This is a genomic window from Arthrobacter sp. 754, from assembly GCF_040548695.1.
GTDB lineage: Bacteria > Actinomycetota > Actinomycetes > Actinomycetales > Micrococcaceae > Arthrobacter.
Genome location: NZ_JBEPSC010000006.1, coordinates 246,257 through 267,123, shown reverse-complemented (window position 1 = coordinate 267,123; position 20,867 = coordinate 246,257). Strand labels below are relative to the sequence as shown.

Annotated in this window: 24 protein-coding genes; 12 read left to right on the top strand and 12 right to left on the bottom strand. The window is 65.5% G+C overall.

The genetic code is table 11. The features are described 5' to 3' along the window. Window positions 1-104: 104 nt before the first annotated feature. The 4 genes from ABIA70_RS17955 to ABIA70_RS17940 all read left to right on the top strand — a co-directional run bounded on the left by ABIA70_RS17955 (window position 105) and on the right by ABIA70_RS17940 (window position 4,092). Window positions 105-998, top strand: a complete 894-nt coding sequence (locus ABIA70_RS17955) for a methylenetetrahydrofolate reductase (RefSeq protein WP_354148930.1) — start codon at window positions 105-107, stop codon at window positions 996-998. A gap of 10 nt (window positions 999-1,008) precedes the next feature. Further along, window positions 1,009-1,881 (top strand): formyltetrahydrofolate deformylase, encoded by an 873-nt coding sequence (purU, locus tag ABIA70_RS17950; RefSeq protein ID WP_354148929.1) that lies wholly within the window; start codon window positions 1,009-1,011, stop codon window positions 1,879-1,881. Window positions 1,882-1,972: 91 nt separating this feature from the next. Continuing rightward, the gene (gene ligM, locus ABIA70_RS17945) at window positions 1,973-3,385 is read left to right on the top strand and encodes a vanillate/3-O-methylgallate O-demethylase (RefSeq protein WP_354148928.1); all 1,413 of its coding nucleotides are present in this window, start codon (window positions 1,973-1,975) and stop codon (window positions 3,383-3,385) included. Between the two features lie 71 nt (window positions 3,386-3,456). After that, entirely contained in the window at window positions 3,457-4,092 is a 636-nt protein-coding gene (locus tag ABIA70_RS17940) for a PadR family transcriptional regulator (RefSeq protein WP_354148927.1), read from the top strand. Here the strand turns inward: ABIA70_RS17940 and ABIA70_RS17935 are convergent, their stop codons facing one another. The 9 genes from ABIA70_RS17935 to ABIA70_RS17895 all read right to left on the bottom strand — a co-directional run bounded on the left by ABIA70_RS17935 (window position 4,093) and on the right by ABIA70_RS17895 (window position 12,019). Continuing rightward, entirely contained in the window at window positions 4,093-5,352 is a 1,260-nt protein-coding gene (locus ABIA70_RS17935; protein ID WP_354148926.1) for an ABC transporter substrate-binding protein, read from the bottom strand. After that, window positions 5,349-6,422, bottom strand: a complete 1,074-nt coding sequence (locus ABIA70_RS17930) for a branched-chain amino acid ABC transporter permease (RefSeq protein ID WP_354148925.1) — start codon at window positions 6,420-6,422, stop codon at window positions 5,349-5,351. Before ABIA70_RS17930 ends, ABIA70_RS17935 begins: the two co-directional genes overlap by 4 nt. Then, the gene (locus ABIA70_RS17925; protein ID WP_354148924.1) at window positions 6,422-7,303 is read right to left on the bottom strand and encodes a branched-chain amino acid ABC transporter permease; all 882 of its coding nucleotides are present in this window, start codon (window positions 7,301-7,303) and stop codon (window positions 6,422-6,424) included. Before ABIA70_RS17925 ends, ABIA70_RS17930 begins: the two co-directional genes overlap by 1 nt. A gap of 5 nt (window positions 7,304-7,308) precedes the next feature. Beyond that, window positions 7,309-8,019, bottom strand: coding sequence for an ABC transporter ATP-binding protein (locus ABIA70_RS17920; RefSeq protein ID WP_354148923.1), 711 nt, complete (start codon window positions 8,017-8,019; stop codon window positions 7,309-7,311). After that, window positions 8,006-8,788, bottom strand: a complete 783-nt coding sequence (locus ABIA70_RS17915; protein WP_354148922.1) for an ABC transporter ATP-binding protein — start codon at window positions 8,786-8,788, stop codon at window positions 8,006-8,008. Before ABIA70_RS17915 ends, ABIA70_RS17920 begins: the two co-directional genes overlap by 14 nt. A gap of 122 nt (window positions 8,789-8,910) precedes the next feature. Continuing rightward, window positions 8,911-10,266, bottom strand: a complete 1,356-nt coding sequence (locus tag ABIA70_RS17910; RefSeq protein WP_354148921.1) for an aminomethyl transferase family protein — start codon at window positions 10,264-10,266, stop codon at window positions 8,911-8,913. Window positions 10,267-10,321: 55 nt separating this feature from the next. After that, window positions 10,322-10,609, bottom strand: coding sequence for a MoaD/ThiS family protein (locus ABIA70_RS17905; RefSeq protein ID WP_354148920.1), 288 nt, complete (start codon window positions 10,607-10,609; stop codon window positions 10,322-10,324). Next, window positions 10,602-11,720, bottom strand: a complete 1,119-nt coding sequence (locus ABIA70_RS17900) for a WD40/YVTN/BNR-like repeat-containing protein (RefSeq protein ID WP_354148919.1) — start codon at window positions 11,718-11,720, stop codon at window positions 10,602-10,604. Before ABIA70_RS17900 ends, ABIA70_RS17905 begins: the two co-directional genes overlap by 8 nt. A 98-nt stretch (window positions 11,721-11,818) precedes the next feature. Further along, window positions 11,819-12,019, bottom strand: a complete 201-nt coding sequence (locus tag ABIA70_RS17895; protein WP_354148918.1) for a hypothetical protein — start codon at window positions 12,017-12,019, stop codon at window positions 11,819-11,821. A gap of 277 nt (window positions 12,020-12,296) precedes the next feature. Between ABIA70_RS17895 and ABIA70_RS17890 the strand changes: the two genes are divergently transcribed. The 6 genes from ABIA70_RS17890 to ABIA70_RS17865 all read left to right on the top strand — a co-directional run bounded on the left by ABIA70_RS17890 (window position 12,297) and on the right by ABIA70_RS17865 (window position 17,909). After that, entirely contained in the window at window positions 12,297-12,965 is a 669-nt protein-coding gene (locus tag ABIA70_RS17890; protein ID WP_354148917.1) for an LPXTG cell wall anchor domain-containing protein, read from the top strand. Window positions 12,966-13,108: 143 nt separating this feature from the next. Further along, window positions 13,109-13,891, top strand: coding sequence for a class F sortase (locus ABIA70_RS17885; protein ID WP_354148916.1), 783 nt, complete (start codon window positions 13,109-13,111; stop codon window positions 13,889-13,891). A gap of 94 nt (window positions 13,892-13,985) precedes the next feature. After that, window positions 13,986-14,504 (top strand): universal stress protein, encoded by a 519-nt coding sequence (locus tag ABIA70_RS17880; RefSeq protein WP_354148915.1) that lies wholly within the window; start codon window positions 13,986-13,988, stop codon window positions 14,502-14,504. A 350-nt stretch (window positions 14,505-14,854) separates the two neighbouring features. Further along, window positions 14,855-15,178 carry a metal-sensitive transcriptional regulator gene (locus ABIA70_RS17875; RefSeq protein WP_354148914.1) on the top strand — a complete coding sequence of 108 codons (324 nt, stop codon included), beginning with the start codon at window positions 14,855-14,857 and terminating at the stop codon, window positions 15,176-15,178. 75 nt (window positions 15,179-15,253) lie between these two features. Further along, entirely contained in the window at window positions 15,254-15,484 is a 231-nt protein-coding gene (locus tag ABIA70_RS17870; RefSeq protein WP_354148913.1) for a heavy-metal-associated domain-containing protein, read from the top strand. 85 nt (window positions 15,485-15,569) lie between these two features. Next, the gene (locus ABIA70_RS17865; RefSeq protein WP_502917232.1) at window positions 15,570-17,909 is read left to right on the top strand and encodes a heavy metal translocating P-type ATPase; all 2,340 of its coding nucleotides are present in this window, start codon (window positions 15,570-15,572) and stop codon (window positions 17,907-17,909) included. A 15-nt stretch (window positions 17,910-17,924) separates the two neighbouring features. Here the strand turns inward: ABIA70_RS17865 and ABIA70_RS17860 are convergent, their stop codons facing one another. Then, the gene (locus tag ABIA70_RS17860; protein ID WP_354148911.1) at window positions 17,925-18,197 is read right to left on the bottom strand and encodes a DUF2277 domain-containing protein; all 273 of its coding nucleotides are present in this window, start codon (window positions 18,195-18,197) and stop codon (window positions 17,925-17,927) included. Window positions 18,198-18,440: 243 nt separating this feature from the next. On the opposite strand from ABIA70_RS17860, the gene ABIA70_RS17855 reads away from it, so the two are divergent. Then, window positions 18,441-18,704: a WXG100 family type VII secretion target gene (locus ABIA70_RS17855; protein ID WP_354147146.1), complete on the top strand. Its 264-nt coding sequence runs from the start codon at window positions 18,441-18,443 to the stop codon at window positions 18,702-18,704. Between the two features lie 112 nt (window positions 18,705-18,816). Here the strand turns inward: ABIA70_RS17855 and ABIA70_RS17850 are convergent, their stop codons facing one another. Further along, complete coding sequence (locus tag ABIA70_RS17850; protein ID WP_354148910.1) at window positions 18,817-19,821, bottom strand: EamA family transporter; 1,005 nt, start codon at window positions 19,819-19,821, stop codon at window positions 18,817-18,819. Between the two features lie 71 nt (window positions 19,822-19,892). Here ABIA70_RS17850 and ABIA70_RS17845 point away from each other — a divergent pair, with 71 nt between their 5' ends. Then, on the top strand, window positions 19,893-20,438 hold the full coding sequence (locus ABIA70_RS17845; protein WP_354148909.1) for a CGNR zinc finger domain-containing protein: 546 nt from the start codon (window positions 19,893-19,895) through the stop codon (window positions 20,436-20,438). Window positions 20,439-20,492: 54 nt separating this feature from the next. Here ABIA70_RS17845 and ABIA70_RS17840 read toward each other — a convergent pair whose 3' ends face one another. Further along, window positions 20,493-20,864 carry a hypothetical protein gene (locus tag ABIA70_RS17840; RefSeq protein WP_354148908.1) on the bottom strand — a complete coding sequence of 124 codons (372 nt, stop codon included), beginning with the start codon at window positions 20,862-20,864 and terminating at the stop codon, window positions 20,493-20,495. Window positions 20,865-20,867 lie beyond the last annotated feature (3 nt).

The following is a 20,867-nucleotide window of genomic DNA, read 5'->3' as shown; positions in this document are numbered from 1 at the left end:
GGCGCATCCTGGCACCCACCGCTTTACCTATGTACATTCCCTATACGCATAGGTAAAGTGGTGGGTGGGCGCAACGTTGCGTCCCGCCGAAAGGATTTGCGATCGTGACTAAAATCTCGCACGCGACCAACCGTGCCGCATCGCTGGAACTCATGAAGGATTTTTCGCTTGAGATGACCGGGAAGGACATCCCCGCGCTCATCGAGGCCAGGCCGCTGATCCCCCTTGGCACCAGAATCAATGTGACCTTCCTTGGCAACGAAGACCTGGAAATGCGGGTCGCCGCAGCCAGGGCCGTGCGCGAACTCGGCTTCGTCCCCGTCCCGCACATCTCGGCCCGCCGCCTGAAGTCCCGTCAGCAACTCGAGGAGTTCCTCGGACGCCTCCAGGAGGTCGATGCCGCAGGACACCTGTTCGTGATCGGCGGTGATCCTGCCCAGCCTGAGGGTCCCTTCAGTGACTCGCTGTCCGTGATCAACAGCGGCCTCCTGCAGCAGTTCGGAGTCCGCGAAGTGGGGACCTCCGGCTACCCTGAAGGCCACCCGGACATCCCCCGGGAGACCCTGTGGCGGGCGCTGGAAGACAAGACGGCGGCGCTGCAGGAGCATGGCCTTGACACTGTCATCGTCACCCAGTTCGCGTTCGACACCGATCCCGTTGCCGACTGGATAGACGCCGTCCGGGCGAGGGGCATCAACGCGGCCATCCGCGTGGGCACGCCAGGCCCGGCCGGGGTCAAGCGGCTCCTGGGCTTCGCCCGCCGCTTCGGCATCGGCGCCAACGCCATGATCGTGAAGAAGTACGGTTTCTCCCTCACCAACCTGATGGGGGTTGCCGGACCGGACAACTTCGTCAACGACCTCGCCTCCGTGCTCGCCGAACACTCTGCAGGCCGCGGCCCCGGCCTGGTCGGACAGGTCGGACTGCATTTCTACACCTTCGGTGGACTGGCGGAAACCGCCGGCTGGGTCCGCCGCTTCAACTCCGGGCAGGAGTGAGGCGGCAGCCATGGCTGTGCACACCCAGGCCAAGCGGGACCAGGCCTGCCTGATAGTCCACGGGCCCGACCAGCCGGGAATCGTCGCCGCCGTCGCGGCCCTGGTTACCCGCAACAACGGAAACATCATCACCCTCGACCAGTATTCGTCCGATCCCACCGGGGGCGATTTCTTCCAGCGGGTGGTTTTCAGCAGGCCAGACCTGGCGGTCGCCATGCCCGGGATCGAGGACGACCTCGAAAAGACCCTGTCCCCGCTGGGGCTGGCCTGGACCCTCACCGACCAGTCCGTTCCCAAGCGCATGGCCATCCTGGTCTCGACGTCGGACCACTGCCTGCTGGAACTGCTCTGGCGGCACCGCCGGGGTGAGCTGCCAGTGACCATCCCGATGGTGATCTCCAACCACACCAATACTGCCGAAGACGTCCGGTCCTTTGGCGTGCCGTTCTTCCATGTGCCCTCGCTCGACGCCGACAAGTCCCACGCGGAGGCTGAGATCCTGAAGCTGCTGGCGGGGAACGTGGACTTCGTGGTTCTTGCGCGCTACATGCAGATCCTGTCGCGGGATTTCCTGGACCGGGCAGGGGTGCCGCTGATCAACATCCACCATTCCTTCCTGCCCGCGTTCATCGGTGCCGCCCCTTACCGCAAGGCGAAGGCGCGCGGGGTCAAACTGATCGGCGCCACGTCGCACTACGTGACCAAGGACCTGGACGAGGGCCCCATCATCGAACAGGACGTGGCCCGGGTGACGCATGCGCACTCGGCCACCGACCTCCAGGCGCGCGGAGCCTACGTCGAGCGGGCCGTGCTCTCACGCGCCGTCCAGTGGCACGCCGAAGACCGCGTGATCCGGCACGGCAACCAGACCATCGTTTTCTGATGCACCCAACACCGCCCCAACCCGACACACAGTACCCATCGACCAGTACCCACCGACACAGTACCCATCGACACAGGACAAGAGGTTCATCGTGGCACCCAGGAATCTGCAGGAAGTACTCGACTCATCCCGCGGCGCAGTGGACCTGCTCCGCAACTCCCAGATCGGGTCCTACATCTACCCGGTGGTTCCCGCCGACTTCCAGAACTGGATCAAGGAGCAGACCGCCTGGCGCCAAACCGCGGTGCTGTACGACCAGTCCCACCACATGGACAACCTGTTCATGCGGGGCTCCGATGCGATCAAGCTGATCTCGTCGACGGCCATCAATTCCACTGCCGTGTTCCCGGTGAACAAGGCCAAGCAGTACGTGCCCACCACCGCGTCCGGGCACGTCATAGGCGACGGCATCCTGTTCCGCGAGGGCGAGGACGAGTACACCTATGTGGGACGCGCCCCGGCAGCGAACTGGCTGCGGTACCACGGCGAAACCGGCGGCTACCCGAACCTTGACATCAGCGTGGACCGGCGTTCCCCGTCCCGGCCCTACGGCGAGCAGGTCACCCGCCAGTACTACCGGTTCCAGATCCAGGGACCGAACGCCTGGCAGGTGATCGAGAAGCTCAATGACGGCCCGCTCGAGCAGCTCAAGTTCTTCAACATGTCCACCATGACGATCGCGGGCACCACTGTCCGCACCCTTCGCCACGGCATGGCAGGTGCACCCGGCCTTGAGATCTGGGGACCGTACGCCGATCACGGCCGCATCCGCGACGCGATCGTGGAGGCCGGCGCGGAGTTCGGGCTGGTTCCGGTGGGGTCGCGCGCATATCCTTCCAACACCCTGGAGTCGGGCTGGATCCCGTCGCCACTGCCGGCCATCTACTCAGGCGAGGCCGAGCGCGGCTACCGCGAATGGCTTCCTGCCGACGGCTACGAAGCCACCGGGACCCTCGCGGGGTCCTTCGTGTCCTCGAACATCGAGGACTACTACCTGACGCCCTGGGAGCTCGGCTACGGCTCATTTGTGAAGTTCGACCACGACTTCATCGGCCGCGACGCCCTGGAGAAGGTCGATCCCGCCTCGCAGCGCAAGAAGGTCACCCTGGCCTGGGACGGCGCTGACGTCACGTCGATTTTCGCGTCGCTGTTCAACGTCGAAGGCCCAAGCTACAAGTTCTTTGACCTGCCGTTGGCAAACTATGGGTCGGCGAACTATGACTCCGTGGTCGACGCCGACGGCACCGTCGTCGGGTACTCCATGTTCACCGGCTACAGTGCCAACGAACGCCGGGCACTCTCGCTCGCGACGATCGATCCCAACGTTCCCGAGGGAACCGAACTGAAGGTCATCTGGGGGGAGCCGGACGGCGGAACCGCCAAGGCCGCCGTCGAGCCGCACGTCCAGACTGAAGTGCGCGCCGTCGTCAGCCCGGTGCCCTACTCCTCCGTTGCCCGCGCAACGTACCACGGCGGCTGGCGTACGAACTACAAGTCGGCCTAGGCTGGAAGCCGGCGTATCAGGGGGCGGTTCCGTCCCCTGATACCCGTGTCCGGCCACCAAAGGAGTCCTCCATGAGCCTGCGATACGCGCTGCTTGCGCTGCTTCGGGTGGGGCCGCTCTCCGGCTATGAGCTGCAGAAGCAGTTCTCCCTGTCCGTCGGGCACGTGTGGCATGCGCCCGACTCCCAGATCTACCCCGAGTTGCGCAAGATGGAGGCCGAGAACCTCATCGAGGGTGAGGAGCAGCCGCGCGGCCAACGGGCCACCCGGCGCGTCTATCACGTGACAGCTGCCGGCGACCGGGCCTTTATCACCTGGATGCACACGCCGCTGGAGTATGCGCGGGTCCGGGATCCCGCCCACCTTCGTGCCGCCTACCTGGAAGCGGCGACCCCGGATGCCGGACGTGAGTTCTTCCGTGCCCATATCGCCCAGTGGGAACGTGAACTGGCTCAATGGGAAGGCGAGCTCCTGAGGATTGACGAAGTCGCCAACCCGATGCTGGTCCGGCGCCTCGCCGTCACTGAACCGGAGGACCGCGAACGCACCATCGCGTTCAAACGGTTCACGTATGAGGGCCTGGTTGACCGTGCCCGCAGCGAGATCGCGTGGGCAAAACGCGGAATCCGGCTCATCGATGAGCTGGAACACTCCGGCGGCGTACCCGGAGGCGGAGTCCGGTCTGACCCGAACTCCGCCCGCGTGTAGCTACCCGAAGTTCTCTGCCGTGGCGTAACCCTTCCCGTTGTACTTCTGCACGAGGACCGATGACACCGCAGGCTGGCCGTCGGCAGTGGTATCCACCGCCGTGCCTTCGAGCATCAGCGGCGCTTTCAGGCCCTTGATGTTCCGCAGCGAGGTCATGAAGCTGTCGCGGGTGGGCTCCTTCATGTCCTTGAAGGCCTGCTCCAGCGTGGCCCCCACCATGTAGCTCCACATGCAGTGCGGGAATGCCGGCACGTCGGGATAGTTGCCGTACTGCTTCAGATCGGCAAGGAATTTCACGACGTCGGCGTCCTTGGCGAATGCCGGGCTCTGCGGCGCCTTGGCGAATGAAACGGTGTAGACGCCGGGATAGGCGACGGCACCGCCGGGCTCAAGGATGGCCGTCGGGCTAGACGTGTTCGAGGGGAGGAACCAGCTGGGCTTCCAGCCGATCTGCTGTGCCTTCTGCAGCGAGGAGATCACGAGCGGAGTGATGGACATCGCGTTGAAGAAGACGTCCGCGCCCGACGACGCCAGCTGGGTGAGCTGGGCATCCACCGACGTGTCGGTGGCCTCGTACGTCTGTTCCCCGACGACGGAGATATTGGACGCACCCTTGATGGCCTCCTTGAAGCCCGCAACGTAGCCCTTGCCGTAGTCATCGTTCTGCGACAGCAAGGCGACCTTGTGCTGGGCCTTCGACTCCGCCAGCAGTTTGCCGAAGGCCGCGCCCTCGTTCTGGTAGATCGGCACGAAACCGAGCTGCCAGGGGCTCTTCTTCCGGTCGCTGAACAGGGGGTCGCCCGTCATCACGAGCACCTGCGGGACCTTGGCGCTGATGGCAGCGTCGCGGAAGGCCCGGTTGGTCGGTGTGCCCAGCCCGGCCGTCACGGCGAACATGTTGTCGGAGACCATCTGCTGGAAGTTCGCCAGCGATTTCTGCGGATCGTACGCGTCGTCGTAGGCCTTGATGTTGACCGTGCGTGTCTTGCCGTCGCCGAACTTCACCCCGCCGGCCGCGTTTACGGAGCCGAAGTAGGCGGTGACGCCTGCAACTGTGCAGGTGCCGGGGCCGGCGGTGGCGCCGCTGAGCGGGGTTGTGACGCCGAGTGTGATCGCGGTGTCTGTGATGCCCGGTGCCGCTGCCGAGCCGCCGCCGCCTTCACCGGGGGCCGTCCGGGTGCATCCGGTGAGGGAGAGCGCGGCGATCGATGCCATCGCGACGATGCCGAGAACCCCGCCTGACTTTTTTCTACTCTTCATGATCGATCTTGCCTCTCTGTTTTTTCGAGTCGCTCCGGCGCTGCCTCCGTGACTGGATGAGGCGCCGGAGTGGTCTGCGGGGGATTACCTTGTGCGGGGCGGGCCGTAGGCCGCCGGGCCAGCCTGCGGAGCACCCGCGGCAGGCTGACCAGTCCTTCAGGCAGCAGGAACAACACCACAAGGAGGATGGCACCCTGGCTGAGCGTGGTGAAGCTTGGGTCGATCGCGTTCGTCCACTGCGGAACAAGGACGTAGTAGGCCCCGCCGATCAGCGAGCCGACGATGCTTCCGGCGCCGCCGATGACCATGGCCGCGAGGAGGCTGATGGAGTGGCCGAAGCTGAGGGTTTCCGGTGAGGTGTACTGCACGGCGGCCAGGTAGAGGAAGCCGCTGGCCCCTCCATAGATCGAGGCGATGGTGAAGGCCAACACTTTGGTGCGGTACGGCGAGACACCCATGGATGCGGCCACGGCTTCGTTTTCCTTGACCACTCCGAACGCCCGGCCGTACTTGCCGCGTACCAGGTTCCGGGCCAGGAGGAAGGCAATGACCGTTACCAGCAGGATGATGTAGAACTGCCACTGGTCGTTATAGAGATTCGACCACTCGGGTGCATCAGAAAAGCGGGCCGAAATACCCTGCGAGCCACCGGTGAATTCATCCAGGCGCTTGGCCAGGGGGACGCCGACGATCGGCAGGGCGATAGTGACCATCGCGATCGCGAGGCCGCCCAGGCGGGCAGCCGCGAGAGCCACCAGCAAACCCACAAGGCCCGCGACGGTGCAGGCAGCGAGGAACACCACCACGATGTTCCATTCCTGGTTGACCCCGTAGGCGGTGACGTAGGCCCCGAGCCCTACGAAGAAGATCTGCCCGAGGTTGACCTGCCCCGTGTAGCCCATCACGATGTTCAAACCCAGTACCGCGACGGCGTACACACCGATGCGGACCAGGGTCAGGTTTGCAATTTGCGGGAGGAAGAGCGGCGCGGCAAGCAGCACAATCGCGAGCAGCGCAATGATGGCGATCCGGGCTGACCGGCTGCTGAGGACCGTTGATGCCTTGCTCATCAGACCCTCACCACGAGCTTTCGCCCGAACAGGCCTTGCGGACGCAGGATGAGGATGACGAAAATCAGGGCAAACGGCACTGCGATCTTCAGATCATGGCCGATCAGGGGGACGTAAACGGCTACGAGGTTCTCCAGCACGCCAATTGCCCATGCGGCGACGACACAGCCGACCGGGCTGCTCAGCCCGCCCAGGATGACGGCGGCGAGCGCGTAGACGAGCGCTGTATCAAGCATGCCGGGAGTCAGCGTCAGCTGGGGAGCGACCAGGATGCCTGCGATCGCCCCAAGGGTGGCGGCCAGGCCCCAGCCCACCATCAGCAGCCGGCCCACCGGCAGGCCCGATAGCGCAGCAGAGTCCGGATTATCGGCCACCGCCCGCAGCGCGAGCCCCAGCTTGGTGCGGAGGAAGAGCACCTGCAGGACCACCATGATCACCACGATGGACACCGTCGTCGCGAGCGACCGCACACTCACCACGGCGCCGAGGATCTCAACGCTTGTCAGGGGGAACAGTGACGGGAAGCTGAGGTTGTTATAGGTCCAGATGATCGCAGCAATGCCGGTGACAAGGGTCAGCAGACCGATGGTCACCACAACTGCTGTGTCCGGGTCGCCACGTTCGAACCGGCGGACCAGGAACCGCTCCACAAGCGCGCCGATGAAGAACGAGAGCACCACGGCTGCGAGGATGGCGAGGACGAGCGGGAGCCCGAGCTGCAGGAAAGCATAGGCGAGGTAAGCGGACAGCACGGCCAGGCCGCCCTGGGCAAAGTTGATCAGCCCGGTCGCCTGGTTCACCAGCACGATGGCCAGGGCCAGGGCCGCGTAGACGGAGCCGGTTGCCAGGCCGTCGACCACGAGCTGGATGAAGGTACCCATGGTCGTCAGCCTCCCAGGTAGGCACGGCGGATCTCGTCCATGCCCTTCAGTTCGGCCGAGGATCCAGTCAGCACGTTGCGTCCTGTTTCCAGCACGGTGGCGGTGTCGACGAGCGAGAAGGCGAGGTTGGCGTTCTGCTCGACCACCACCATGGCGATGCCTGATTCAAGGCGCAGCCGCCGGATGGCCTCGTACACTGTTTTGGCGGTGCTTGGCGCCAGCCCGAGGGACGCTTCGTCCAGCAGAAGCAGCTTCGGTTTGGCCATGAACGCACGGGCAACTGCCAGCATCTGCTGTTCGCCGCCGGACAGCGCCGCCGCCCGGGAGCCGATGCGGTCCTGGAGCTGCGGGAACAGGTCCAGGCAGTAGTCGACGTCGGCGGAAATCTCCTGCCGGCCCTTGCGGAGGTAGGCGCCCACCAGGAGGTTTTCGCGCACGCTGAGCTGGCCCAGGGTGCCGCGGCCTTCCGGTACGTGGGCGATCCCCAGGGCAGCGACCCGGTCAGGGCGGAGTCCGCGGATATCCCGTCCGTCGAACATGATCCGCCCGCCGGTGCGAACCGTGCCGCTGATGGCGCGCAGCGTGGTGGTCTTGCCCGCCCCGTTCGCGCCGAGGATGCCCACGGAACCGCCCTCCGGCACGCTGAGCGAGACGCCGTCGAGCACTTGCACAGGCCCGTAGGACGCGGTCACGTCGGCGAGTTCAAGCAGCGTCATCCGCGGCGTCCTTCCCGATGTAGGCCTCGATGACGCGGGGGTCCGACTGTGCCTGGGCCGCAGTGCCCGCCATGAGCTTGCGGCCGTGATCGAGCACCACCACCTGGTCGGTGAGGGCCGAGATGAGCCCCATGTGGTGCTCGACAATGACAATGGTGATGTCCTGCTCGGCGCGGATGCGCTTCACAGTGTCGATGAGTTGCTGGACCTCAGCGTGGGACAGTCCGGCGGCCGGCTCATCGAGCAGCAGCAGGGAGGGCCTGGAGAGCAGGGCGCGCCACAGCTCAACGCCTTTGTGGAGCCCGTGCGAGAGCTCATCGGCGGGCCGGTCCGCGGCCCATCCCAGGCCTGCGCGGTCGAGGAGCTCAAGCGCCTCAACCCGCATCGACTGTTCAGCACGTGCGGTATTGGGGAGCCGCAGCGCCCATGAGACGGGCCCTCCGGGGAGCCGGGTGTGGCCGCCGAGGAGGACGTTCTCCAGGACTGTTGAATGCAACTGCAGTGCCGGATGCTGGAAGGTCCTCGCCAACCCGAGGCGCGAGAGGTGGGACGGCGCGCTGCCCAGTACTTCGGTGCCGTTGATGGTGATTGAACCGGAGTTGGGCTTGTAATGACCGCTGATGCAGTTGAAGAGCGAGGTCTTGCCGGCGCCGTTGGGGCCCACGAGGCCGAAGATGACGCCCGGCTCCACGTCGAAGCTCACTTCCTGCAGCACCTTGACGCCGCCGAAATGCAGGTTCACGTCCTTCAGGCTCAGGCTTGCGGCCACCCTGTACCTTCCTGTCGCATCATTGCTCGGGATAGACGCGTCCGTCACGTCCGCACGAAACCGACGGTACGGATCTGAAACGAAATTGTCAACGATTTGGAACGAGTCTTCACCGCCCTTCGTCAGGACGTGCGGTAGCCGGCCCGCGCGTACTCGGTGAATGGTGCGGGAGCCACCTTGGCGCGCATCTCGACCTGGCGGTGGCGCTCTACCTGGGCCTTGCGGGAATTGGGTTCTTCACCCCAGATCACCACTACTTCGGTTCCGGTCCGGGCATGCTCGACGTCGATCGTGGCCAGGGAAAGGAAGGCCTGCTCGTTCGCGAGGTAGCCGACGTCGAGCGACATCCCGATGGTTTTGCCGTCCTTCAGGATCCGGTCAGTCTGGTACAGCGCGTAGCGCGATTTGGGCAGCTCGATGTACTTGGCGGGGATGCCGCCGCCCAGGATGGAGCCGAGGGCATTCGTCACGTCTTCGTTGTTCCACAACAGGGTGACCTTGGTCCGCCGCTGGTTTTCCGAGTGACGATGCAGGGCTTCCTTGCCCAGGAAATCATGGTCGAAGGACACTGAACGGCCGAGCCCGATGTCGTAGGGCGTGACGTAGTAGTCGGCGGCATCGGCAGAGTAGAAGCTGCCGCCAAACGAGCCCGCCTTCGAAAGGTCCAGCCACTCGCGGTACGCCTTTAGCTCGGGCTGGAAGATCGCCGGCGGCGGTGACGGGACCCAGCCGGACCCGAGGTTCGCCGATGAGTATCCCTTCGCACCGACCTGCGTGATGCCGAACTCCCCGCCGTCCGCCAGGAGCTTCGCATGCACGGCCGCGGCGTCGGCCCAGGGTCCCCACAGTTCAAAGCCCGGCTGCCCGGCCATGCCGTGCCGCAGCACGCCCACGCGGCGCCCGTCGATCGCCACTTCGCCCATGTGGAAGAACTTAAGCTCCGGCGCCGGCTGGCCGGTGACCTTCTCGATGATCGCGAGTGCGTTCGGCCCCTGCAGTTCGTAGCGGTAGAGCTTCGGATCACCCTTGCGGATCAGCGAATGGTCATCCCGCTCCAAGGTAAGGTTCCAGTCGCCGGTGATGATGTTGTACTCCACCCAGTCGCTCAGCATGGGCAGGGCCACGAGGTCGAACGAGTCCTCGCCCAGGTGGAACAGGATGCCGTCGCCGATGAGGAAGCCATCATGGTTAACGGCGACCAGCTGCTTCGCCCGGCCCACGTGGTAGGCGGCCGCCGAGTTGGTGCCGATCCAGGTGAAGAACTTCGTCGCGTCGGGGCCGCTGACGAAGAGGTCCGCCATGTGGTGCGACTGGTCCAGCAACGCGCACGAGTCCCGCCAGGACGCCTGCTCACTGCGCCAGTTGCTGAACTCCGGCGTCACCGGAAAGGTGAAGGGCCGGGACTTGGCATTGCGCAACACTTCGACCGCGCTGCCCCCCTGCTGGTCGATGGCGGACTGAAGGCTCTGGTTGGTCATGACGGTTCCTTCCTGTTGAGGGCCGTACCGGACGGGGGCGGCACCGCGGTACTGCCTATCCCCCTGCCACAGACTGGATAATGAGCACTTCCTGGCCCGGGGCCACCTCGGTCTCCAGGCCGTGGAGCCGGCGCACTTCGTCGCCGTCCACGTAGATGTTCACGAACCGGCGAAGGGCACCGGTTTCGTCGCGCAGGCGCCTGGCAAGCACCGGGTAATCCCCTGTCACCGCATCGAGCAGGGAAGCAACTGTCCGCGGCGCGTCGGCGGACGCAGTCAGCACCGACTGCCCGCCGGCCAGGGGCTGGAGGATGCTGGGCAGCACCACGCTGATGTCAGGCAAGGGCAGCAGCACCAGCTACGACGGCGGCCCGAACGCACAGGACATCCGGCAGGTGGGCCGCCACCTCGGCAAACGTCTCACCTTCGTCCGGGCTGGCGTAGACCGTGCCGCCGCGTGTACCAAAGTAGACGCCCGCCGGTTCTGCCGTATCCACCGCGGCGGCGTCGCGCAGGACGCTGTTGTACTCGTGCTCGGGCAGGCCCGTATCCAGCCTCTTCCAGTTGGCTCCGGCGTCGTCGGTGCGGTGCACCGCGAGCTTTCCTTCCGGCGGGATCCGCTCGCCGTCGGCCTTCAGCGGAACCACCCACGCCGTTCCCTCGCGCCGCGGATGCGTCAGCATCACAAAGCCGAAATCGGCGGGAAGCCCCTCAGCGATGGAATTCCAGTTCTCGCCGTTGTCATCCGTGCGGTAGACGCCGTGGTGGTTCTGCGCGTAGAGCCGGCCTTCGACGGCGGCATCTGCCGCAATTTTGTGGACGCACTGGCCGAATTCGGGGTTGGGGTCCGGCATGAAGTAGGCCGAAATCCCTTTGTTCCTGGGCTCCCAGGAGCTCCCGCCGTCGAGCGAGCGGTACACCCCGCCCGTACTCATGGCGATGTGGACGTTGTCTCCGGCCGGGTTCACCACGATGGAGTGGGCAGCAGCGCCGCCGTAGCCGGCACCCCAGTCGCTGCGGTGGGGGTGGTCCCAGAGCCCGCGGTTGAGCTCGAAGTGCTCGCCGCCGTCCGTTGATTTCCAGACGGAGATCGGTTCGGCTCCCGCCCAGACGACGCCGGGGCGCGACGCTGCGTCCGGATAGATCTGCCAGATGCGTTCCACCGCGGCTCCTGTGTCTTCAGGGAAGGTGATGGCGCCATGTTCCGGTTCGGACCACGTGGCGCCAAAGTCATCGGAGTGGGCCACCGTTGGTCCCCAGTGCTCTGATCTGACACCCACCATGATGCGCGTGCGGCCCTCCCGGGTGTCTATTCCGATGCTGGGGATTTCGCTCATCAGGAAATGCGGGCCGGAGAAGGACCATTGCTGCCTGTCCTGGCTGGTGGCCAGCCACAGGCCTTTCTTGGTCCCGATTGCCAAGACAAAACTCTCTGCGGTTGCCATGCACCCCATGCAACCATCAGGGCCCGGCAGCCGCAACGCTTTTCTTCACCTAGGTGGACGGGCGCCACCCCTTGAGCCGGCCCCCGGCTGCCCGCCGGTCCACGAATTCAGTCCACAAATTCCGACTGTGTTTCGACAAAATCCCAGTCGGCTTCTGTCAGGACAGAGACGGGAGTGTCCGGGTGGGGCCCACCGGCTTCGGCGATGCCCTGCACGACAAAGAGCGGCAACTCCTCCGCGCGGAGGTTTTCCCGGAGCCATTCCTTGCTTTGCAGGTCCAGATCCAGCCACCACATGAAGATTTCCATGACCCTCACGCACCTTTCATATGCTCCAACGTTATGCTCGGTCCCGCCTTCCTTCAAGGCCCACTACGTCCAAGTAGTACTTGGCCTTTTCCGGGTACTTGCAGGTATCGTCGCAGGTCAAAGCCGAGGAAAGACGAGTACCCCCTACTCGCGACCGCGATGTACCCCCACCCCTAGCCTGAAGTGGTAAGCAAGCTGGCCATGTCGTTGGGGCATCGAGAGCCGTCGCTACTCCCTCCAACCGTGGTCCGTTTCAAAACTGACGGGGAGAAACACCATGAAACGAGCCATCACAACTTTGGGGGTCGTGGGGCTGGCATTGTTCAGTGTCGCAGTACCGGCCTCCGCGGATAACGATAAACAAGAAGAAAAGCTTGTCTCAATCTGTCACGAGGGGAGCATCATCAGCCTGGCGCCTCAGGGCGTTGGCGGGCCCAACGGCCACAGTGGACACCCTGACGACATCATCGAGCCAAACGACGTTCTGCCTAACGGATTGAACTGGGTGGCCGCTGATGCCTTCAAAAACTGCGGCGTGGTCATTCCACCCGTAGTCGTGCCGCCTATCGTCGTTCCGCCAGTCGTCGTGCCGCCAGTCGAAGAAGAACCCCCGGCCGAGGAAACGCCGCCAGCTGAGCAGCCGGCAGTGGTACCTGCGGCAGGTGCGGTGGCTCCGGCAGCGCAGACGCCGGCAGCACAGTCGGCAGCGCCGCAGCGCTCAGCCACCAAACCGGCCACCAAGCCGGCCGCAAAGCCTGCAGCCAAGGTTCCCGCAGCGGCAGCCAGTGCAGTCCGCGGCACCAACCAGGGCTATAACGCGCAGACCGCGGTGGGCGGGGCAGAGGAAAGCTCCACGTGGATGGCCGGCCTGGGCCTCCTGCTGGGCGCCGGCGCCATGGTGGCGGTCCGCCGGAGGTCACGCACGGAATCTCCGACGGCGGGCTGACCCCGCCGGCTTTTCGAAGATCCATCCCGAGGGCGTCCCGCCGAACCTGGCGGGACGCCCTCGGCGCACCTCCTGCCCTCACAACGCAACCGTCCTGAATACAAATCCACCGGGCAAAGCCGGCCGATCACCAAGGGGGCAACATGGCTAAGCACTCCGGACCGCATGGCTTCCTCGGGCGTGTGTTGATCAGCAGTGTGTCGCTCCGCCGCGGCCTCCTCGGCCGGGTGTCGCTTGGCCGTGGCTGGAACCGGGGAGATCTTGCCATCCTGTTGTGCGGGATCCTGGGATTCCTTTCCCTCACTTTCGGCGCTCCCCTGCTCAATCACGGGGAACCCGCCGTGCCGGCAGCAGCTACGCCGGCAGCAGCGCTCGCACCGCCGTCGTCCGTCACGGGTTCCCTGGCGGATGCCGTCGCGGAACCGACGGCGGTTGGCGAACCGGCGCCGGGCGCAGCCACCCCGGCGGCTCCCGTCCTCCCCGAGGCGTCCGCACCCGTGCGGATCGTGTATCCCTCCGCGGCAATAGATACGGCCATCCATCCGTTGGAGCCGGACGCCTCGGCGGTGTCCAGCCGGACCCTCGTTCCGCCCACCACCATGGACGGCTACTGGCTGACTCCGTTCGGGACGCCGGGGAACGGATCAGGAAACACGACGTACATCATCGGGCACAGCTGGGAGGGCCGCGATGCCCCCTTCAACCACCTGAGCGCGGCCGCCACAGTGGGTGACGTCTTCGACGTCGTCACAGCCACGGGCAGCATCAGATACCGCGTGGACAGTGTGACCACCTACGTGAAGTCCGGCCTCAAGGACAGTCCTGTCTGGGACATCGTTCCCGACCGCGTTGTTCTGATCAGCTGCTACACGGAGGATCCGTGGGGGAAGAACGTGGTGGTCTCGGCGTCGCCGGCTGTTCCCTAAGACATCCGGCCAGCACAGCCCGTTCAGCACAGGAAAGAACCGATCCGGCGCAAATGCCCTGTTCAAGCGCGGCATACGGGCTGAGAATGGGTTCATGACGCCGGAACGATTCACTGGCCCCGCCCCGCTGCTGGTCGGGGTGATGCCCAAACAGCATCCTGAGGTGCTGCAGACCGCGGCAACGCTGGCAGCCCGCTTGTCGGCACCGCTCGTATTCGCCTATGTCGATGAGGCCAGCTACCTGGTGGAGTGGGATCCTGCCAGGTCCGCCCACCGGCTCTCGCTTCACCCCGACCAGAACGACGACGACATCCGGGCAGTGACCAACGGCCTCAAAGCGGTCATCGGGGAAGCCCTCGCGGACGCCGCCGCCGGCAGCACGCCCGTGGAGTGGACCCTGCGGACCCTGGCCGGAGATCCCGCCCGGGCCCTGGCCCGTCTGGCCGCGGAATGCAACGCCCCCATGATCATCGTCGGAACGTCCGAGAAGGGGCTGTCCCACAGGATCGCCGAGGCGCTAAGCGGTTCGGTGGGTCATTGGCTTGCCCACCACCAAAGCCGGCCGGTGCTGCTGGTTCCCTACCGGCGCCCCGCGCACGAGGACCGCGAGTGAGACCGTCGTAAAGGGCCGGGTGACCTGGGAGAGGCTCTGCGGGCTGCCTGAAGCGCTGCCCGAAGTGCTTCCCGAAGCGGCCGGAATAATAAAGCGAAAGTAGTTATTCGAGGTGGTAGCGAACCGGCATACCGGCAAGTAAGCTGGTTCAAGCAGAGCGATCCGGCCAACGTGACGGGGAGAATCTGCCCAAAGACTGCTCCGGAGTGCGTATCCCCCAATAACGCACTCCGGAGCTTTTTTGTGGCCACTTTAGGCCAGCGGCAGGGAGCTGCCAGCCTAGTCCGGGGTGGTTTTATACCCCCAGGGGGTACTTGCTTCATACCCCCACAGGGTATAAGTTTGGCCGTATGGAGACATCACAGGCAACCGCGGCCGCGGTTCATGGCTACACCGCGAACAAGGAAGCGTATCTGCGCCGGCTCAAGCGGATCGAGGGCCAGGTGCGCGGGATCGCCCGGATGGTGGATGAGGACAAATACTGCATCGACATCCTGACGCAGGTCGCCGCGGCCACCAAGGCACTTCACGCCGTGAGCCTGGGCCTCGTGGAAGAACACATCGGACACTGTGTCGTAGGCGCAGCAGCAGAGCCGGACGCCGGCCTCCGGGCTGAGGCAATTGACGCCAAGGTCAAGGAAGCGGCAGAGGCCATCGGCCGCCTCCTCCGCTGAAGCACGCACCCACAAGCACACCAGCAGTAACCAACCGCTGCCGGCCACCCGCCGGCACCTACAAAGGAGCACGCCATGAGCACCACCTCCACCGTTGTCAACGTTTCAGGCATGACCTGTGGGCACTGTGTGTCGTCCGTCAGCGAAGAGCTTGAATCACTCGCCGGAGTTGAAGCTGTCGAGGTCGAACTCAATGCCGGGGGGATCTCCACCGTCACCATCACCTCAACCGAGGAGCTCTCACCGTCCGAGATCGGCGAAGCAGTGGCAGAAGCGGGCTACCTGGTAGTCGCCAACGAGGCGTAAGAACCTGTCGATCCGGGAGCCTGCAGTGAGCACAGACCACCTCCAGCACCAGGGCACAAGGGTGCTTGAACTGGATATTGAAGGCATGACCTGTGCCTCGTGCGTCAACCGCGTGGAGCGCAAACTGGGGAAGCTCGACGGCGTGGAAGCGACGGTCAACCTCCCCTTGGAGTCGGCCCACGTAACCGTTCCGCCGGGCATCACGGATGAACAAATCACGGCCACCGTGGAAGCGGCAGGCTATAAGGCAAAGGTCCGCCCACCCCGCTACCCGGGCGCAAGTGCCAGCAGCGAGACCGGCACACGCGGCGAGCCGCCCGTCAGTGGCGACGTCGGGGGCATGCGGCAGCATGCGTCCAAGGTGGGCCCACGGGGGCAGGGTTCCCTGGCCGAGCTTGCGAGGCTAGGGGGCCACCGGGGAGGCACGAGCGAGCATGCAGAGCAAGTCGCCGGTGTCGCTGGGTCCCGGCTAAGGCCGCGGCTGATCGTGGCCGCGGTCCTGACGGTCCCGGTCTTCCTGATCTCGATGGTGCCCGCCCTGCAGTTCCCGAACTGGGGCTGGGTTGCGGGGGCGCTGGCGCTTCCGGTTGTCAGCTGGGCGGCCTGGCCGTTCCACCGCGCGGCAGCCGTCAATGCGCGCCACCTTGCCTCCACGATGGACACCCTTGTCTCCATCGGCGTCTCGGCGGCCTACCTTTTCAGCCTGTGGCAGCTGTTGCTGGATCCCCGGATGACCGAACACCCGGCCATGGCCGGGATGGAGTCCGGCGCCCTGTACTTCGAGGTGGCCGCGGTGGTCACCACGTTCCTGCTCCTGGGCCGTTTCCTGGAGGCCAATGCGAAGCAGAAAGCCGGCGACGCCCTGAAGGCGCTGCTGAACCTCGGCGCCAAGGATGCCACCGTCCTGAACAACGGCTCGGAATACAAAGTCCCCGCTGATCAGCTCCAGGTAGGCGACGTCATCGTAGTCCGTCCCGGCGAGAAGATCGCCACCGACGGAGTGGTGATCGAGGGCAGCTCCGCCGTCGACGCTTCCTTGTTGACCGGCGAATCGGTTCCCGTGGAGGTGGGGCCGGAGAGCAAGGTCACCGGAGCCACCATCAATACCTCCGGCAGGCTGCTGGTCCGGGCCACCCGGGTGGGTTCCGAAACCACGTTGGCCCAGATGGCAAGGCTGGTGTCGCAGGCCCAGACCGGCAAAGCCCCCATTGCCCGCCTCGCCGACCGGATCAGCGCGGTCTTCGTCCCCGTGGTGCTGGCCATCGCCGTGCTCACGTTTGTCCTTTGGCTTGCCTTCAACACCCCAGTGATCGAATCCGCCGAACTCCGCGCCGCCTTCACCGCTGCCGTTGCCGTGCTGGTCATTGCCTGCCCCTGCGCCCTCGGCCTGGCCACCCCGGTGGGGTTGCTGACCGGAACCGGACGCGGCGCCCAGCTGGGCATCCTGATCAAGGGTCCCCAGGTCCTGGAGGATACGCGGACGGTGGACACCATCCTGCTGGACAAGACGGGGACGGTGACAAGCGGCAAACTCGCCTTCGACACCACCCTCGCCTTCGACGGTTATGAGGACCGCGACGTGCTGCGCCTCGCCGGCACCGTCGAGGCGGCGTCGGAGCATCCCATAGCGCACGCGGTAGCTGCCGCCGCGTTCGACGGCGGGCGCGCCCCCGCCGTCGAACGCTTCCGTTCAGCCCCCGGCGGCGGCGTGGAAGGTACCGTGGAAGGGCGGACCGTCCTGGCGGGCCGGACCGGGTGGCTGACAGAGAACGGAATCAGCATTTCGGCCAGCCAGCGGGAGGCCCTCGCAGCGGCGGAAGCGACCGGCGCCACCGCGATCTGGGTGGCGGTGGACGGCGCGCCTGCCGGCATCATCAGCCTCCGTGACACCGTCAAACCCGGCTCTGCGGCCGCCATCGCCAGGCTGAAGACGCTGGGGTTGCGGCCTATCCTGCTGACCGGGGACAATGCGGCAGTGGCGCAGCAGGTGGCCGCCGCCGTCGGGATATCGCCTGACGACGTTTACGCCGGCGTCCTGCCCGCCGGAAAGGTCGAAGCGGTCCGGAAGCTCCAGGCCAGCGGCGCAATCGTGGCGATGGCAGGCGACGGCGTGAACGACGCCGCCGCCCTGGCCCAGGCGGACCTGGGCATCGCCATGGGGTCCGGTACCGACGTGGCCATCGAAGCGGCTGACCTTACCGTCATGGGCAACGATCTGGGCCAGGTGGCCCAGGCCATCGAATTGTCCCGGCGGACGCTGGCCACCATCAAGACAAATCTGTTCTGGGCCTTCTTCTACAATGCCATCGGCATTCCGGTGGCCGCGCTGGGGCTTTTGAACCCCATGATCGCGGGGGCCGCGATGGCAGCCAGTTCAGTCCTGGTGGTAGCGAACTCGCTCAGGCTGCACAGCTTCGGTAAGTAGCCCGGGAACAGAGCTTCAGGCCGTACCGAACCGCACGGCAGCCCGCGCCTTGGCCTTGACCGCCTCTTCCTCGCGGTCTTTGGCCGGCGCGTGCGTAACCAGCGAGTCCAGCAGGTGTTGAGTGATGTGGGCGATCTCGTGCACCGCCTCCTCGAACGCGTCCTCGTTGGCCTTGGACGGCTTGGTGCTTCCGCTGATCTTGCGCACGTACTGCAGGGCTGCGGCGTGCACCTCCTCGGAGGTGGCGTGCGGTTCGAAGTTGTGAAGGGTTCGGATATTCCGGCACATATGGACATGCTAGGCTCTGGAGCGCCTGGAATCGACCCCTTGCCCTGGCCCTGCCGGCCGTCTGCCCGTCAGCAGTTTCTGATGAGTGCGGGGCGGTGTGGATGGGGAGTGCTGGATGGGCAGCGGTGCCCATCGACAGTAGTTCGGGGGCCGGGATAGGTTCTAGGCAATGGATCTTCCGGATGAGCCGGGGGCCGCTGGGGATGCCGACGAGTTCGGATCCAAGAATATGAGGAGAAACTGATGGCTATTTGGGGCGCGGATGTAGAGCAGCTCAGGACTCTGGGGAACAAGTTGAAGGCCGGTGCTTCGGAGATCGAGCAGCAGCGGACCAACCTTGGCCGCGTGCTGGAGAGCACCAACTGGGAAGGCCCGGACGCACAGCACTTCCGCAGCGAATGGAACGGCGCCCACACCAGCGCGCTGAACCAGGTCATCCAGGCGCTGAACGAAGCCGGCCAGAAGGCCACCAAGAACGCCAACGAGCAGGACCAGGCTTCACGCTAGCCACCAGCACCACAAATTCACCGCGGGGGCCCGGACACAGCACAGTGTCCGGGCCCTCCCGCGTTGTCCGGCGGTCAATGCCCGGGCACCGCGGGGCAGTTGACCGCCGGACCTACGGGACGGGTTCGACGTCGTTCGCGTGGTCCAGCGGGGCAGTCCTTGCGGCAGCGGCCGGTTCGCCGTCCCCGCGCAGCTCATCGAGCCGGACCAGGATGACGCCGCCCACAATGAGGACACCGCCCAGGAGCTGGATGGCGCCGGGAAGTTCGCCCAGAAGCAGCCAGGCCCAGATGACTGCGAACAGCACCTCCGTCAGCGAGACGAAGGATGCCACCTTGGACCCGAGGGCGCGGGCCGCCATGATGCCGGAGACGTAGGCCAGGACGGTGGCAAGGATGATCAGGCCGGCCAGCGAGACCCACCAGGGCGTGATCCAGGGTCCAAGCCTTGTGTCCGCGGTGCTGAAGGCCATGGGAAGCAGGCCAGTGGCTGCGGTCAGCCACATCACGGCCGCACCCACCATCAGCCCGACCGATGCAAGCACGATGGGCGGCAGCGACTCGTTCTCCTTCGCCGTGATGAAGAAGTAGATGGCGAGGCAGACCGCGGCGGCCATTCCCCAGAGGACCCCGATGAGGTCGATTTTGACGGCTCCGGTGAAGTCCAGCACCAGGACCAGGCCGACGAGGGACAGGAGTGTTCCGGCGGACGTGGATGCCCGTGGCCGTTTCCTGCTGGCAGCCCAGAGCCACAGCACGATGAGGACGGGGGCGAGGTATTCGAGCAACAGTGCAACGCCCACGGAGAGCCGGGCCACCGCATTGAAGTAGAACAGCTGGCACGCGGCCACCCCGATCAGCCCAAAGAGACCTATGGTGACCCAGTTGTCCCGCAGCTGGTGCCAGCGGCCCCGCAATGCCAGAAGGGCAGGGACGGCGAGGATCAGTGCGGCACCGGTCAGGCGGGCTGTTACGGCAGCACCCGGTGACCAGCCTGCTTCAAGGAGGGCTTTGGCGAAGGAGCCGGAGAGTCCGAAGACCGCCGATGAAAAGAGCGCGATGCCAAGGCCGGAGCCGAGGATCGAGCGCACGGCTGCTGGATTGCGGGCGGCAGACACCGTGACCTCCTGTCAGGAGTAAAGTGGGGTAATGGTCCTGACATTACGCCCGACCCCAGTAAGGAGTCAAGATGGTCTTTGCCCCTGACACCGAGATCGCCCTGCGCGCCGTGGTGAATCTGATCAACACCGCCGCCAACGGAAGGGAAATGCTGGCTTCAGTGGCTGACCTGGACGGCTTCCTCGAGGCGGAAGGCTTCAGCGGGTCGAGGACCGGTGATGAGGCCGAGGTGGCCAGTGTCCGGGAACTCCGGGGCCGGCTGGCCGGGCTGTGGACTGCCGACGAGGACACCGCAGTAGCTACGGTCAACAGCCTCCTGCGGGAGGCCAACGCCCTGCCCCAGCTGATGAAGCATGATGAGTGGGACTGGCATCTGCACGCCACCACCAGGGAAGCGCCGCTGGCCGAGCGGATGGGCACGGAGGCTGCCATGGCACTGGCGGACGTCATCCGCAGCAAGGAGATGGACCGGATGCTGGTATGCGCGGCGGCTGACTGCGACGCTGTGGTGTTGGACCTCAGCCGCAACCGGTCCAAGCGGTATTGCGATACCGGGAACTGCGCCAACCGCGCGCACGTAGCGGCCTATCGGGCGCGGAGGGTGACAACCGGCTGATCCAGCCGGGATCGGCTGATCCAGCCCGGGTCAGCTGATCCGGCCCGGCGAATCCTACTGGTTGTTGGGGCCCTGGCTGTCGGCGTCCGGCGCCTCGGGCTGTCCGCTTTGCTTGTCCTGGGCCCGGGTACCGAATCCATGCGAAGCATTCTTGGCTGAGCTCAGGTTGACGCCGGAGCCTTTACCCAGGTGTTCGGCGTTTTCCTTGTAGCTCATGGAAAGCATGGCAGCGATCACCAGGGTGACAATGAACGCGATTCCGGCGCCCGTGAAGGCGAGATCAAACCTCGGAGCCCGCGCGCTGCCACCGGACGCGAAGACCAGGACAGCAACAAAAGCGAGCACGGCCCAGAACGCGGAGAACATCAGCGGCCCCTTCACCGAGGTCCGCAACTTGCGCGGTTTTCCTGGTTTTTGGTCTGCCAAGGT